Source organism: Flavobacterium gelidilacus DSM 15343 (assembly GCF_000422685.1).
Lineage (GTDB): Bacteria > Bacteroidota > Bacteroidia > Flavobacteriales > Flavobacteriaceae > Flavobacterium > Flavobacterium gelidilacus.
In genome coordinates this window covers 286,136-302,023 of record NZ_KE383904.1, presented here as the reverse complement: position 1 = coordinate 302,023, position 15,888 = coordinate 286,136, and the positions used below count along the sequence as shown (strand labels likewise).

General features: G+C 29.3%; 17 protein-coding genes. 8 read left to right on the top strand and 9 right to left on the bottom strand.

Features of this window, described 5'->3' with window-relative positions:
- Window positions 1–2: 2 nt before the first annotated feature.
- From G507_RS0113980 to G507_RS0113950, 7 genes are all read right to left on the bottom strand, one after another.
- Window positions 3–1,043, bottom strand: a complete 1,041-nt coding sequence (locus G507_RS0113980) for an endonuclease/exonuclease/phosphatase family protein (RefSeq protein WP_026718073.1) — start codon at window positions 1,041–1,043, stop codon at window positions 3–5.
- Between the two features lie 6 nt (window positions 1,044–1,049).
- Window positions 1,050–1,892 carry a rhomboid family intramembrane serine protease gene (locus G507_RS0113975; RefSeq protein ID WP_026718072.1) on the bottom strand — a complete coding sequence of 281 codons (843 nt, stop codon included), beginning with the start codon at window positions 1,890–1,892 and terminating at the stop codon, window positions 1,050–1,052.
- 29 nt (window positions 1,893–1,921) lie between these two features.
- A complete protein-coding gene (locus G507_RS0113970; protein WP_035666348.1) occupies window positions 1,922–2,668 on the bottom strand; it encodes a rhomboid family intramembrane serine protease in 747 nt (248 codons plus the stop codon).
- Complete coding sequence (gene mutL, locus G507_RS0113965) at window positions 2,668–4,503, bottom strand: DNA mismatch repair endonuclease MutL (protein ID WP_026718070.1); 1,836 nt, start codon at window positions 4,501–4,503, stop codon at window positions 2,668–2,670. The genes G507_RS0113970 and mutL overlap by 1 nt, the downstream gene beginning before the upstream one ends.
- Window positions 4,504–4,779 (bottom strand): hypothetical protein, encoded by a 276-nt coding sequence (locus G507_RS0113960; RefSeq protein ID WP_026718069.1) that lies wholly within the window; start codon window positions 4,777–4,779, stop codon window positions 4,504–4,506.
- A 104-nt stretch (window positions 4,780–4,883) separates the two neighbouring features.
- Window positions 4,884–5,363, bottom strand: a complete 480-nt coding sequence (gene ribH, locus G507_RS0113955; protein WP_026718068.1) for a 6,7-dimethyl-8-ribityllumazine synthase — start codon at window positions 5,361–5,363, stop codon at window positions 4,884–4,886.
- 2 nt (window positions 5,364–5,365) lie between these two features.
- The gene (locus tag G507_RS0113950; protein ID WP_026718067.1) at window positions 5,366–6,148 is read right to left on the bottom strand and encodes a tetratricopeptide repeat protein; all 783 of its coding nucleotides are present in this window, start codon (window positions 6,146–6,148) and stop codon (window positions 5,366–5,368) included.
- Between the two features lie 156 nt (window positions 6,149–6,304).
- On the opposite strand from G507_RS0113950, the gene recF reads away from it, so the two are divergent.
- The 8 genes from recF to G507_RS17015 all read left to right on the top strand — a co-directional run bounded on the left by recF (window position 6,305) and on the right by G507_RS17015 (window position 14,053).
- Window positions 6,305–7,384 (top strand): DNA replication/repair protein RecF, encoded by a 1,080-nt coding sequence (gene recF / locus G507_RS0113945; protein ID WP_026718066.1) that lies wholly within the window; start codon window positions 6,305–6,307, stop codon window positions 7,382–7,384.
- 53 nt (window positions 7,385–7,437) lie between these two features.
- Entirely contained in the window at window positions 7,438–8,445 is a 1,008-nt protein-coding gene (gene murB / locus G507_RS0113940; RefSeq protein ID WP_026718065.1) for a UDP-N-acetylmuramate dehydrogenase, read from the top strand.
- Window positions 8,446–8,561: 116 nt separating this feature from the next.
- Window positions 8,562–8,765, top strand: coding sequence for a hypothetical protein (locus G507_RS0113935; RefSeq protein ID WP_026718064.1), 204 nt, complete (start codon window positions 8,562–8,564; stop codon window positions 8,763–8,765).
- Between the two features lie 12 nt (window positions 8,766–8,777).
- Window positions 8,778–9,884, top strand: a complete 1,107-nt coding sequence (locus tag G507_RS0113930) for a glycosyltransferase (RefSeq protein WP_026718063.1) — start codon at window positions 8,778–8,780, stop codon at window positions 9,882–9,884.
- A complete protein-coding gene (locus G507_RS0113925) occupies window positions 9,875–10,435 on the top strand; it encodes an RNA polymerase sigma factor (protein WP_026718062.1) in 561 nt (186 codons plus the stop codon). The genes G507_RS0113930 and G507_RS0113925 overlap by 10 nt, the downstream gene beginning before the upstream one ends.
- Before the next feature lie 117 nt (window positions 10,436–10,552).
- Window positions 10,553–11,428, top strand: coding sequence for a lipoyl synthase (gene lipA / locus G507_RS0113920; RefSeq protein ID WP_026718061.1), 876 nt, complete (start codon window positions 10,553–10,555; stop codon window positions 11,426–11,428).
- Between the two features lie 118 nt (window positions 11,429–11,546).
- Window positions 11,547–12,542, top strand: coding sequence for a type I glyceraldehyde-3-phosphate dehydrogenase (gene gap, locus G507_RS0113915; RefSeq protein WP_026718060.1), 996 nt, complete (start codon window positions 11,547–11,549; stop codon window positions 12,540–12,542).
- A 35-nt stretch (window positions 12,543–12,577) separates the two neighbouring features.
- On the top strand, window positions 12,578–14,053 hold the full coding sequence (locus G507_RS17015; protein ID WP_051191710.1) for an ATP-binding protein: 1,476 nt from the start codon (window positions 12,578–12,580) through the stop codon (window positions 14,051–14,053).
- Here G507_RS17015 and G507_RS0113905 read toward each other — a convergent pair.
- Together G507_RS0113905 and lpxK are read right to left on the bottom strand one after the other, a co-directional pair.
- Window positions 14,036–14,851, bottom strand: a complete 816-nt coding sequence (locus G507_RS0113905) for a purine-nucleoside phosphorylase (protein ID WP_026718059.1) — start codon at window positions 14,849–14,851, stop codon at window positions 14,036–14,038. The genes G507_RS17015 and G507_RS0113905 overlap by 18 nt on opposite strands.
- Window positions 14,823–15,842 (bottom strand): tetraacyldisaccharide 4'-kinase, encoded by a 1,020-nt coding sequence (gene lpxK / locus G507_RS0113900; RefSeq protein ID WP_026718058.1) that lies wholly within the window; start codon window positions 15,840–15,842, stop codon window positions 14,823–14,825. Before lpxK ends, G507_RS0113905 begins: the two co-directional genes overlap by 29 nt.
- Window positions 15,843–15,888: the final 46 nt, after the last annotated feature.

Below are 15,888 nucleotides of genomic sequence, written 5' to 3'. Positions count from 1 at the left end.
TACTACTTGTCTTTCCTTTTCAATTCTAATCTTGTAGAAATCGGAAAGTGATCACTATTAAAAAAAGAATCAAATGACTGGTATTGTTTCACTGCGAATTCTTTTTCAACTAATAAATAATCTATTCGTGCTGGATAATATTTAAAATTATAGGTTTTACCAAAACCTGAACCTGCTTCTTCAAACGAATCTTTTAAATCGCTTTTAATTAATCTATAAACATATGAAAAAGCACTATTATTCATGTCACCACAAATAATTTTTGGCAATTTACAATCCTCTACATTTTTCCTAATTAATTCTGCTTGCTGTTGTTGTTCTGTGAAAGCTTCACTAATTCTTTTGAAAATAAATTTTGATTTTGCCTCATCAATTTTCTCATTAATATCTGTACTAATTTTTACAGATTGCATGTGCATACTATATACTCTAATTGTATCTTTTTTCTTTAAAACATCTACATAAATCACTTTATTAGAGGAATTTGGGAATGCAATTTCTCCTTCATTTATTATTTTAAATTTTGAAAAAATAGCTTGACCATATTTATTTTTCTTTCCTTCTACGTTAATGTAATTATATTTATATTGACTAAAATTGATTGCATCAACAAGAGAAAATTCTTGAATACATAGTATTTCTGGATTTTCTTGAGCTATAAATTTATTAATTTCTTTTGGTACATCTTTTTTGGGTAACCATTCATACAAATTGAATAATCGCACATTATAACTCATTATAACAAAATCGTTTTCTGATTCTGGCATATTTGTTTCAGAAAATTTATATAGCTTGTTAATGAATGTTATCCCTAATAACAATACAATTCCAGAAATGAAAGTGTATTTTTTTAATTGAAGTAACCAATAAATAAAAAACAGAAAATTTAGAATTAATAGAAAAGGCAAAACCAAGGTAAACACACTTAATAAAGGAAATAATTTGGGTGCTAAAAAAGGTAAAACATAAGCAAGTATTGTAACTATAACTAGTACAATATTTAAAAAACGCATAATTTTACTTAACCATGTTTGGTTCTTCATCCTTACTTATTTTCCAAGTTTAAAAAGAAATTCTTTTTCTTCTTTTGTCAAACTATCATAACCTGATTTACTTATTTTATCCAAAATATCATCAACTTTTTTCTGCTCAACATCTGTTTTAGGAGCTTTAGAAAGGTTTGATGCAGCTTTATTTACATGAACTTTTGAAAAAGGTGTTTTCTTTTTTATAGGTCTTTTAAAAGATAAATTAGAAAAAGGCTTGGCTAAATCTGTACCTCTTTTTAATAAAAATACATATAAGAAACCAAAAAAAGCTCCTGAAAGATGAACAATATGTCCACCCGTATTTACCAACAATAATTGCAGAATATCTATGAAAAGAATTAAAGCTGTTACATGCCACAATTTTAGTCTTCCAATCAAAGGAATTTGTAAAATATAATAAGGTGAATAAGCTGTTGCTGCAACTAATAAAGTCATAATAGCACCACTTGCTCCAACAACTGGAATTCTTATTCCTAAAAAATAATAAATTGTAACAAATACCAATCCACCAAAAACTCCTCCAAGTAAATAAACTACTAAGTATTGTTTTTCAGTAAAAAATGTAAGGAAAAATCGGCTTACAAAATGCAACATCAGCATATTAAACAATAAATGAATAAATCCTGAATGAACAAACATATAAGAAATCAATGTCCATGGTTTTGTTAGTACATCTGAAAATGAAGAATACAGAGCAACCCAAATAGGAAAAGAAAAATCACCCGATTTAAAATTATAAAAGAAAATAATAGTCAACAAAAATAAGCCTATGTTCCAAAAAATAAGTTTTTGAACAATACCATTATTTGTGTATTGATTTTTTAAATCTTGAAAAATATTCATGTGTTTATTTATTCTAAAATCTACTATACTTATCTATCCCAACGGTTATCGTTAAATTGATTTTTCTTCCAATACCACATCATTATGAAACCACATAATGCACCACCTAAATGAGCAAAATGAGCAATTCCTGTGCCACCATCTCCAAAAAGCGAATTTCCTTTTAATCCTAAAACTAAATCAATTACTAAAATTCCTGGAACAAAATACTTTGCTTTTATTGGAACTGGAATAAACATCAAAGCTAACTCAGCATTTGGATATAAAAAGGCAAACGCAACTAATAAACCATATATTGCACCAGAAGCACCAACTGCTGTTCCATAAAATACACTTGAAAAGGAATTAAATTGTTCTTGAGAAATTATTCCATCAAACGAATTGAATTTTTGTGTATTCATTGCTTCTAAAATCGTTGATTTAGACAAACCACCGTTTAATAAGGGTTGAATAGCTTCATGAAATTGATAATAATTAAAAGCAGAATATAATACGGCTGAACCTAAACCACAAGAAATGTAGAAAAAGATAAACTTCTTTGCACCCCATCTATGTTCCAAAGCACTTCCGAAAGAATACAACGCAAACATATTAAAGGCTATATGCATCAAACCTCCATGCATAAACATAGATGTTAATGGTTGCCATAGCTTAAATTTATCGCTTTCAAAATAATGCAAAGCTAATAAATCATAAGAAGCTGGCACAAATTGGCTTCCTATGAAAAATAAAACGTTAATTATCAACAGCTGTTTCACTGTTTCGGTGATGTTCATCATAAAGAAAATCGTTTATCTAAATCATCCGTTGTTATTGTGATGAATGTTGGTTTATGAAAAGGTGAAATATTTGGATCTTTACAAGCAAACATAGCATTGACCATGTTGTCTATTTCTAACTGTGTTAGATAAGTTCCTGTTTTTATTGCTAAACTATTTGCCATAGATTTAGCTATGCTATCATTCTGCGAAAAACTACTTTGTGGAAAATCTTGTTGCAAGTCGTTAACTAAATCATCTAACAAACTAGGCACTTTTCCTTCTTGAACATTGGTCGGAATTCCTGAAAAAATAACAGTTTCTTTTGTGAATTTATCGAATACAAAACCTGTATGTTCTAATTGAACTTTTAATTCTTTTAGCAATTCTAGTTCGTGTGATGACATTATAATTGACAAAGGAAACAACAATTGCTGACTATTTCCTTTTAATATAGTAATATTTGTCAAAAATTGTTCATACAAAATACGCTGGTGAGCTTTTCGTTGATCAATAATTAATAAGCCTGATTTTATTGGACTTATGATATATTTCTTTTGTAATTGATAGTTTTTTTGAACTACTGAGTCTACTTCTACATCATCAAACAATGAAGTTGCAACTTCATCGGCTTCATAATGATTGCTTTTAGATTGAAATTCATCTGTTAATCCAACATACAAACTTTCCCAATTTGCCGTTTCTTGTTTGTGATATACTTGACGAACAGGCTTATCATCAGACTTTTTAAAAGGATTAAAAGTAGCATCAAACTCAACTATAGGAACATCTGCTTCTTTTTTAGAATATTCGTATGGTGTATCTAAATTAGAATCCCTTTCAAAATCTAAAATTGGTGACACATTAAATTGACCCAAACTATGCTTAATACTCGCTCTTAAAATAGCATAAATAGATTGCTCATCATCAAACTTAATTTCTGTTTTTGTCGGATGAATATTAATATCAATGGTATGTTTTGGTACGTCAAAATATAAAAAATAAGAAGGTTGTGTCCCTTCTTTTAATAAACCATCATATGCATTCATAATCGCATGATGCAAGTAACCGCTTTTAATATATCTATCGTTAACAAATAGAAATTGTTCTCCTCTATTTTTTTTGGCGAATTCTGGTTTTGAAACAAATCCGTGAATTGCAACTATATCTGTATTTTCAGTTACAGGAACTAATTTTTCATTGGTTTTTCCTGCAAAAAGATTTACAATACGTTGTCTATAATTTGAAATGGGTAAGTTTAAATATTCTTCACCATTGTGGTATAAAATGAAAGAAATATTTGGATGAGCCAAAGCAACACGCTGAAACTCATCTACAATATGCCTAAACTCTACTGTATCTGATTTAAGAAAATTTCTTCGGGCTGGAATATTATAAAATAAATTTTTAACTGAAAAAGAAGTTCCAGTTGGAGACACAACAACATCTTGAGATGTAAATTTACTTCCTTCAATTATTATATGTGTTCCAAGTTCTTCAGCAACTAGTTTCGTTTTTAATTCTACATGAGCAATAGCAGCGATTGAGGCTAAAGCTTCACCACGAAATCCTTTGGTATGTAAATCAAATAAATCTTCTGCATTTTTTATTTTTGAAGTAGCATGGCGATCAAAACACATTCTTGCATCAATAACATTCATACCAGAACCATTATCAATTACTTGAATTAAGGTTTTCCCAGCGTCTTTTATTATTAATTTTATTTCTGAAGCATTTGCATCTACTGCATTTTCAATCAATTCTTTGACTACAGAAGCAGGTCGTTGAACAACTTCTCCAGCGGCAATTTGATTGGCAACGTGATCAGGTAATAGTTTTATTTTTGCTGACATTTAATATAAATCAATATTTAGCGAACGTAAAATGAAGTAACAAATTAAGATTAAAACACCAGCTATTATTGCTATTCTAAAACTACTAGACCTTGAAGAATACATTTTACTTTCTGCATGCCAACCCGTTCTAAAGGAAATACGTTTCTCAGTATCTCTCAATAGTCGTCTGTTTTCAAGTCTTTGTTCTCTTTGCTCTTTTTGTTCATCATAATAGCGAGGTTGATAATCAAACCTTCTATGAGAATGAAGTCTTAACAATGATTTAATAAACATAGCATTTTTGTTAGTTAAATAATAATCAAATTTACAGAATTATTAGCTAAAAGCCATAAAAAAACCTACTCAAATGAGTAGGTTAACTATTTTTTAAGTCAATTTTAACCCAAAGTTACCATTTTAATAGCTGCAATGGCTGCTTCAACTCCTTTGTTTCCGTGTTTCCCACCACTTCTATCTAATGATTGTTGTTTGTTGTTGTCTGTTAAAAGACAAAATATCGTAGGAATGTCATACATCAAGTTTAAATCTTTTATACCTTGTGTAACTCCTTCACAAACATATTCAAAATGCATTGTTTCGCCTTTAATTAGAGAACCAATTACAATTATAACATCAACTTCTGATTCTTCGTGCATTTTTTTTGCACCAAAGATTAATTCAAAACTTCCTGGCACATTCCATCTTACAATGTTTTCTGAAATTGCCCCACAATCAATTAATGTATCAAAAGCACCATTAAAAAGTCCTTCTGTAACATCGTCGTTCCATTCTGAAACAACAATCCCAAACCGAAAATCTTTCACGTTTGGGATTGTGTTTTTATCGTAATTAGATAAATTTTTGTTTTCTGTTGCCATATTTATTCAACTCTTGCAATGTATCCATCAATATTTGCAGCTTCAGAAGAAGTGCTATATTTTTCTTTAATTGTTTTGAATGACTTTAAAGCTGCTTCTTTTTTACCATTCATCATAGCTAATAAACCATGTTTCATAAAGTAACGAGGAGAAGTAAAATCATTATCAGAAGCTTCAGCTGCTTTTAAATAATATGAAAGTGCATCATCAACTTTTTTCAATTCAGAAAATGAATCACCGATAGCTCCTAAAGCAATTGGCTTTAACATTTCATCATCAGAAGAAAATTTCTCTAAATGCTCAACAGCATTTTTATAATCTTTTAAGTTTAAATAAGACATTCCAGCATAATACTGAGCCAAGTTAGCTGACTTAGTTCCAGAATATTCTGAAATAATTCCTTCAAATCCTAATTTCCCTTCAGCCCCTTTTAAAGCTAAAGTAAATAAAGAATCTGGAGTAGCTTGTCCGTCAACCGCTTGCTTAAAGTATTGTTGCGCTTGAAACATTTCGTTAACCGCTTTTTCTTCATTAGGTACAGCAATAAATCTGTCATAAGCAAAATAAGCTACTAACAAAAGAACTATTGCTCCAACAACTCCCATTATTAATTTTTGGTGCTTAACAACCCAGTCTTCCGCTTTATTAGCTTGAACATCTAAGGTTTCAAAAACTTCTGCTGTAGTACTATCACCATCATAAGTTCCATCAATTTCATTTGTTGCATCATCTGCAATATCTTTCGGTTTAGGTGCTTTATATCCTCTTTTGTTATACGTTGCCATTTATTTTAATTTAATGAGGTGCAAAAATATAACTTTTATTGAATTAGCCATAAAAAATTTAAGAAAATTAAAAACAATCTCAACATTATTATTCCATTAATTACCCTTAAATTTGTGCTTTACTATTTTTTCACCTCCAAAACCTTAAATTTACTAGTGTTTTTAAAATCCATTTCCTTACTTAATTACAAGAACATAACTGATCTACAATATGACTTTGATACCAAAATCAATAGCTTTGTTGGGAAAAATGGTGTTGGAAAAACAAATGTTTTAGATGCGATCTATCATTTGTCCTATGGAAAAAGTTATTTTAATCCATTAGCAAGTCAAAATATAAAGCATGGTGAAGAGTTTTTTGTAATAGATGGAATATTCGAGAAAGAAAACAAGGAAGAAAAAGTAGTCTGCAGTCTAAAAAAAGGCCAAAAGAAAACCATAAAACGCAATGGAAAAGTATATGAAAAACTTTCTGAACACATTGGTTTTATTCCTTTAGTAATTATTTCTCCTTCAGATTCTGATTTAATAACAGAAGGAAGTGAAACTCGCAGAAAGTTTATTGATAGTGTGATTTCTATTTTAGATAATTCCTATTTAAATCAATTAATTCGCTACCAAAAAATCGTATCCCAAAGAAATGCCTTGTTGAAGTATTTTGCTTTAAATCAGGTTTTTGACGCTGACAATTTAGCTATTTATGACGAACCTATGGCTGAAATTGGATTGAAAATATTCAATAAGAGAAAACAGTTTTTAGATAGTTTTATTCCGATTTTTCAAAAACACCATCAAACTATAACAGATTCTGCAGAAGAAGTACAATTAAAATATGAAAGCCAATTGTTTGAAAATTCGTTAGAAAATTTATTAAAAAACAATTTACCAAAAGATAAGGCTTTACAATATACTTCGGTTGGAATACACAAAGATGATTTATCGTTTGAAATTGATGGTTTTCCTATTAAGAAATTTGGATCACAAGGACAACAGAAATCATTTTTGATTGCCTTAAAACTAGCTCAATTTGAATTCATTAAAGAAAAAAGTGGTGTTTTACCTATTTTATTATTTGATGATATTTTTGATAAATTAGATGAAACTCGAGTTCAAAAAATAGTTTCTATGGTAAACAATGATGTTTTTGGACAAATTTTCATCACAGACACACACGAACAGAGAACAGAAATTATTATTCAATCTACTCTTCAATCGTACAAGATTTTTAAACTTTAAGTTGATATTATTATTGAATAATAAATCTTATTTTTGCACTTTAAATTTTATACATGAATTTTCAATCTAATTTTCAATTAAAAGAATATAATACGTTTGGCATTTCAGCTCAAGCAAAAGAGTTTATTGCCGTTTCAAACACGACTGAATTGGCTTCAGTTTTAAAAACTAATCAAGACATTTTTGTTCTTGGCGGTGGAAGCAATATGTTACTGACTCAAAATATTGAAAAATTAGTAGTTCATGTTAATTTAAAAGGAATTGAAATTGTAAATGAAGACGAAAACTTTGCATGGATAAAAGCGCAAGCTGGAGAAAACTGGCATGAATTTGTACTTTGGTGTATTGAACACAATTTTGGAGGCATTGAAAATTTATCTCTAATTCCGGGAAATGTTGGTACTACACCAATTCAAAATATTGGTGCTTATGGTGTTGAAATTAAAGACACTTTTGATAGTTGCACTGCCATGAAAATTGATAATCAAAGTATAAAATCATTTGATAAAGCGACTTGTAAATTTGGTTATAGAGAAAGTGTTTTTAAAAACGAATTAAAAAATCAATACATTATTACTGATGTAACTTTCAAACTAACCAAGACAAATCATAAAATCAATACTTCTTATGGGGCAATTGATACTGAATTAGAAAAAAACAATATTACAAATCCTACTTTAAAAGAGATTAGTAATGCTGTAATTTCTATTAGACAAAGTAAACTTCCAAACCCAAAAGAACTTGGAAATAGTGGTAGTTTTTTTAAAAATCCAATAATCTTAAAAGCTGATTACGATAAAGCAAAGCAAAATCATCCAGAAATGCCTCATTATGTTGTTTCGGAAACGGAAGTAAAAGTCCCAGCTGGTTGGTTAATCGAACAAGCTGGTTTTAAAGGCAAACGCTTTGGTGATGCTGGAATTCACAAAAATCAAGCTTTGGTTTTAGTAAATTATGGCAATGCTACTGGACAAGAAATTTTGGCTGTTTCAAGAAATATTCAAGATACAATTTTTAAAAAATTCGGAATTCAAATTCAAGCAGAAGTAAATGTTATTTAGTGATTTTTAGATATTCGGATATTGGATATTCAGACTGTCCGAAAATCTATCATCTGAAAATCTAAAAATCAAACAAACTTTCATATCTTTGCAGCAAATAAAAATTACATAAAAAGATGAAACTTATTTTACTAACCATAGGATTATTAGCTCTAGCTTTTGCTGGAATTGCCATTAAAATTTGGGCAAAAAAAGACGGTAAATTTGCTGGAACATGTGCTAGCCAAAGTCCGTTTTTAAACAAAGATGGAGAAAGTTGTGGTTTTTGCGGAAAAACGCCAGAACAAATGAAAGATTGTAGCGAGCCAACTCATAACTAATTTATAGAAATGATTTTATTCATTTTACTTTATGCTTTCATAGCAATAGTTGTTATTCAATTTATTTATTATATCGGAATTTTTGGCCAATTTACTTTTGCTCACAAACAAGATATTACTCCCAAAAAAGTTCCTGTTTCAGTAATTGTTTGTGCAAAAAACGAAGCTGAAAACGTAAAGAAATTTTTCCCTTTATTAATTAATCAAAATTATTCAGATTATGAAATTGTCTTAATTGACGATGCTTCTAGCGATGAAACTTTGGATATTTTTGAAGCATATGAAAAACAATATCCAACTGTAAAATTAGTTAAAGTTGAAAACAATGAAGCCTTTTGGGGAAACAAAAAATTTGCCTTAACATTAGGAATTAAAGCTGCAACAAAAGATTACTTGGTGTTTATTGATGCAGATTGCTATCCAAATTCTAAGGATTGGTTACAACAAATGACTGCACAATTTACCATGAAAAAAACAATTGTTTTAGGTTATGGTGCTTATGATAAAATCAAGAACTCTTTCTTAAATAAAATTATTCGTTACGAAACTTTATTGACTGCCGTTCAATATTTTTCTTGGGCTAAAATCGGAAAACCTTATATGGGTGTTGGCCGAAATTTAGCTTACAAAAAATCTGTTTTCTTTGATAATCGTGGATTTATGGATCACATGCGAGTTCGTTCTGGTGATGATGATTTGTTTATCAATCAAGCAGCTGATAAAGAAAATACAGCTATTGTTTTTACACCCGAAAGTTTTACCTATTCAACTCCAAGAACAACTTACAAAGATTGGTTTAACCAAAAAAGAAGACACGTAACTACAGCCAAATTATACAAACCTTTTGATAAATTTCAATTAAGTTTATATTTTCTTTCGCAATTGTTGTTCTTTGTTTTAGCTATTCTTTTATTAGCATTTCAATTTCAATGGATGATTGTTTTAGGAATCATATTTTTTAGATATATTTTCTGTTGGATTTCACTAGGTTATGGAGCTGGAAAATTAAATGAAAAAGATGTAATGTTTTGGTATCCAATTATAGAATTAGTGCTTATATTTACACATGTCAACATATTTTTAACTAATATTTTCTCAAAACCAGTACATTGGAAATAACTTCAGCCATAATACAAACCAATATTGAAAAAGCTAAAAAAGGTGACCAAGTTGCTTTTACTTTTTTATTGGATTTCTATTGGAATGAAGTGTATGGATTTATGATAAAACGCACAGAAAACGAAACTGATACAGAAGATATTGCTATCGAAACATTTGCCAAAGCTTTTGATAAAATCACTACTTACAACGCCGAATATGGTTTTAACACTTGGCTTATAGCAATTGCTAAAAACGTACACATTGATATGCTTCGCAAAAAAAAATCTTCTCTTTTTGTAGACAATACCGATGATTCAAATTATGCCAATTCAATTGCTGATGATTCTCCAACTGCTGAGGATGAATTAATTATTGAACAAAATTTAGCCCAATTATTACTTTGCATTAAAGAATTAAAACCTGCTTATCAGGAAGTTATTCAAATGCGTTATTTTCAGGAAATGAGCTATCAAGAAATTGCTGATCAACTTGAAGAACCTTTGAATAATATTAAAATAAAATTACTTCGAGGCAAAAAATTATTAGCAGAAATTATTAAGAAGAAATAAAATTTTACTGGTTGCAATTAATTGAATTCATTTCAGTTTATTTAACTTTATTTTCTAAAATGTAATTTCAGTATTCTAAATTCATTATCGTATATTTGCAATTCAAATTTTATTTCCATGAACAACGTTATAGAAAATGTATTTCCACCAAGAGAACCAAAACCAAAATGGCTTCGTGTAAAACTTCCGACAGGAAAAAAATACACTGAACTTCGCAGTTTGGTTGACAAATATAAACTAAATACTATTTGCGCATCAGGAAGTTGTCCAAACATGGGAGAATGTTGGGGTGAAGGAACTGCAACTTTTATGATTTTAGGAAATATTTGTACGCGTTCTTGTGGTTTTTGTGGTGTAAAAACAGGTCGCCCAGAAGATGTAGATTGGGACGAACCAGAAAAAGTAGCTCGTTCTATCAAATTAATGAGCATCAAACATGCAGTAATTACTAGTGTAGATAGAGATGATATTAAAGATATGGGTTCAATTATATGGGCAGAAACGGTGAAAGCTATTCGCAGAATGAATCCTACTACAACATTAGAAACACTTATTCCTGATTTTCAAGGAAATACAAGAAATATTGACCGAATAGTTGAAGTTGCTCCAGAAGTAGTTTCACATAACATGGAAACAGTTAAACGTTTGACTCGTGAAGTTCGTATTCAAGCGAAATATGATAGAAGTTTAGAGGTTTTACGTTACTTAAAAGAACAAGGTATCAAAAGAACTAAATCTGGAATTATGCTAGGTTTAGGTGAAACTGAAGAAGAAGTCATCGAAGTTTTACACGATTTAGCAAATGCTAAAGTAGACATTGTAACTATTGGACAATATCTACAACCTTCAAAAAAACACTTGCCTGTTAAAGAATTTATCACTCCAGAACAATTTGAAAAGTACGAAAAAATCGGAAAAGAACTTGGATTTAGACATGTTGAAAGTGGTGCTTTAGTTCGTTCATCTTATCACGCAGAAAAGCATATTTTATAAAAGAGGTTAAAAGGTTATGAGTTTAAAAGATTAAAAGTCAAGTGCTACAATAAACACAAAGTCTTTTAAACTCATAACCTTTTAAACATTTAACCTAAAAAAAATAACCACAAAAAAAATGAAAACACGCATTGCAATTAATGGTTTTGGAAGAATAGGTCGAAATGTTTTTCGCTTATTGTTAAATCATCCTACTATAGAAGTTATTGCCATTAATGACATTGCTGATACAAAAACCATGAGTCATTTAATTAAATATGACAGCATTCATGGTGTTTTAAAAGAAAAAGTGTCTCACACTTTAAATTCGATAGTTATAAATGATAAATCTTTTTTATATTTTAGTGAAAAAGAAATCAAAAACTTAGACTGGAAATCTTTAAATATTGATGTAGTAATTGAAGCTACTGGAAAATTTAAAACTTCAGAATTATTAAACAAACACATTTTAGCTGGAGCGAAAAAAGTTATTTTATCTGTTCCACCAGAAGATGAAATCATAAAAACTGTTGTTCTAGGTGTAAACGAACAAATTTTGGATGGCTCTGAAACTATAATTTCAAATGCAAGTTGCACTACAAATAATGCTGCTCCAATGCTAAAAATCATGCAAGAACTATGTGGAGTTGAACAAGCATATATTACTACAGTTCATTCCTATACTACAGACCAAAGTTTACACGATCAACCTCATAAAGATTTGAGAAGAGCTCGTGGTGCTTCACAATCCATTGTTCCTACAACAACTGGTGCAGCTAAAGCATTAACTAAAATTTTTCCTGAATTAGAAGGTAAAATTGGTGGCTGTGGAATTCGTGTTCCCGTTCCAGACGGTTCTTTGACCGATATCACTTTAAATGTAAAGCGCAAAGTTACGATTGAAGAAATTAACGATGCTTTTAGACAAGCCTCTGAAACAAGCTTAAAGAATATTTTAGATTACACAGAAGACCCAATCGTTTCTGTTGATATTATTGGAAATACTAATTCTTGTTTGTTTGATGCTCAACTGACTTCTGTGATAGATAATATGGTTAAAATTGTAGGATGGTATGATAATGAAATTGGTTATTCTTCAAGAATTATAGATTTAATAACTTATATAGAAAAATAATTCATAAATTCCCTTTTTAAAAAAAAACTTTTGGTATGAAAAGGTGGCTTCTTTTTATTTTTCTTTTTTTTAGTATTTGTACAATTGCAAAAACTGGTGAAACGTTTGTAACTTCTACGAACACAAATACAATAAGCAGTAATCTTAAAGTAACTCAAACAACTAATAATTCTGACATTACTCCCGACAACAATCATCCTAAAACAAATATTTCTGAAAACGACAAAACAAAACATTTTAATAAATTAGTAAACCTTTTAAGCATTGCTTTGGTTGCAATATTATCTCTTTTAAGCTTGTCTTTGTATAAAAACAATACCATTGAATTTAAAAATCACAATCTTTTAAAAGAAAAAAATAAGGAATTAGAACAGGAAAAAGAAAAATCAGAAAAAGCTATTAAAGCTAAAAGTGATTTCTTAGCAACTATAAGTCATGAATTAAGGACTCCTTTAAACGCAATTAATATTATCTCTGAAATATTAATTAATGAAGATCCAAAGGAAAGTCAAATGGAAAATTTGATTTCTCTAAAAATTTCGGCTGGCCATTTGATGAACTTAATTAATGACGTCCTTCAAATTAATAAAATTGAGTCTCCAAATTTATTGACAGAAGAAATAGAATTTAATCTTAGAAAAGACATTATAAATATTGACAAATCTCTTAATGAAATTGCAAAATTAAACAATGTAAAGTGTGAGGTAAATATTGATGAAGAAATACCAAGAAAGGTTATTGGTGACCCAACTAAAATTACACAAATTTTAATTAATTTAATTTCAAATGCTATAAAATTTAGTAGCAATGGAACAGTAACAACGAATTTAAAACTAAGTAAAGAAACAGAACAAGAAGTCACTATAAAATTTGAAATTATTGACAATGGAATGGGAATTCCAAAAGACAAACAAGAATTAATATTTGAAAACTTTACACAAGGCTCGACTGAAATTAATAGAAAATTTGGTGGAACTGGTTTAGGCTTAGCTATTGTAAAAAAATTACTGGAACATTTAGGCAGTTCAATAAATCTTAGTAGTGAAGAGAATGTTGGAAGTAATTTTAATTTTGAACTTGTTTTTAAAACCGTTAAAGAACATATTGAACCAATTTATGAAATTGATTTTTCAGTTTTGGAAAATAAAAATTTCTTACTCGTTGAAGACAATAGCATTACACAAATAGTCACAAGAAAACTTATTGAAAAACACAAGGCTTTCTGTACTATTGCATCAAATGGTAAAGAAGCTTTAAATTTATCAAAACATAACTATTATGATATAATAATTATGGATATCAATCTTCCTGATATTAATGGTGATAAAGTTTCTGAAAAAATAAGAAAATTCAATACCAAAACACCAATAATTGCTTTTACTGCAGCTATTGAAAGTGAAAGTTCTATAAATAACTATAAATCAAATGGAATGAATGATTATATAAGCAAACCAACTGATTCAAAATTATTTTATAAGACAATAATTGAACAATTAAATACTAATAATTAAATTTCTAATCAACTCTCTTACATGTGGTTCTGCTTTTTTCGCAGCTTTTAGAACTTCTTCATGATTAACTTCTTCTATACTTTCCACATCACCCATATCTGTAATTACTGAAATTCCAAAGCAATCCATATCCATATGTTTGGCAACAATAACCTCTGGCACTGTTGACATTCCAACGCAATCACCACCAATAGCTTTTACCATTTTATATTCGGCTAACGTTTCAAAAGTTGGTCCTTGCAAACCTACATAAACCCCTTCTTTAACATCAATATTTAATTCTTTAGCAATTTCTTTTGCTTTTAGAATTAACTTTCTAGAATAAGGCTCACTCATATTTACAAATCGCGGTCCAAAACGTTCATCATTATGTCCTCTTAAAGGATGTTCTGGCATCATATTAATGTGATCTGTAATTATCATCACATCACCCACAACAAAATTTGAATTAACACCACCAGAAGCATTCGATACAATTAAGTTTTGCAAACCTAAATATTTCATTACACGAACCGGAAAAGTAACTTCTTGCATGTTATAACCTTCATAAAAATGAAATCTACCTTGCATGGCCATTACTTTTTTCGAACCAATTGATCCAAATAATAAAGCTCCTTTATGACCTTCAACCGTTGAAACTGGAAAATTAGGAATGTCTTTATAAGCTAAAGTATATTCAATCTGAATGTCTTCTGAAAAATTTCCTAAACCTGAACCTAAAATAACTCCAAAATCGGGTTTAAAACTATTGGTTTTTGACTGAATAAAACTAACAGTTTCTTGAACTTTGTTCCACATAATCTTTTATTTTGTTATTAAAATCTGAACCTAAATTTATAAATTGCGATTGAATTGGTAAATAATAAAGTTGCTCTTTTGGCAACTTATCTTTCAATCTTACATAATCCTTTTCGGTTGTAATGATTTTATTGTTTTTTGCTTTATTTAAAATTGAATTTATATCTTTTTCTTCGAAATTGTGATGGTCAGAAAAAATCATTGTTTCACTTGATTTGGCTTCTAAAAAATCAAAAAATGGTTTTGGCTTTGCAATTCCGGCAACTACAACTTTTTCTTCTTCTTTAATTTCATTTACCAAAAGTTGTCCCAATTCACTATTAACATAACTATCATAAGCAATAGTTGTAAAATAAACAGGTTGCGAAACTTTCAATTTATCTTTAATTTTCTTTTGTGCAAGTTCGTCAATATCATTTGGACATTTAGTGACAATTATCATATCGGCACGATTTTTCCCAAAACTTGGTTCGCGTAAATTCCCGAAAGGCAAAATAAAATCATCACAAAATAAATCATCATACGCAGTCAATAAAATATAAAAACCAGCTTTAACTTTCCTATGTTGATAAGCATCATCTAATAAAATTACGCTTGGTTTTTTATCTAATTCTAATAAAATCTCAATACCTTCTACTCTATTTTCATCAACAGCCACAATAGTTTTGGGATATTTTGAATAAAACTGAAAAGGTTCATCACCAAGTGTTTTGGCATTCGCATTATGATCTGCTAAAACAAAACCTGTTGTACTTCTTTTATAGCCACGACTTAAAGTTGCTACTTGATAATTATCAGACAACAAACGAATTAGGTATTCAATTTGAGGTGATTTTCCTGTGCCACCAACACTCAAATTTCCAACAGCAATAATTGGAACATCAAAGGATTCACTTTTAAACACTCCTATATCATATAGAAAATTTCTAATAAAAGTTACAAGCCAATAAATTAAGGCAACCGGAAAAAGTAGTTTTCGAAAAAAATTCATAGCACGAAAATACACTTTTTTTGCATCTAATTTTTATCTTGAAATG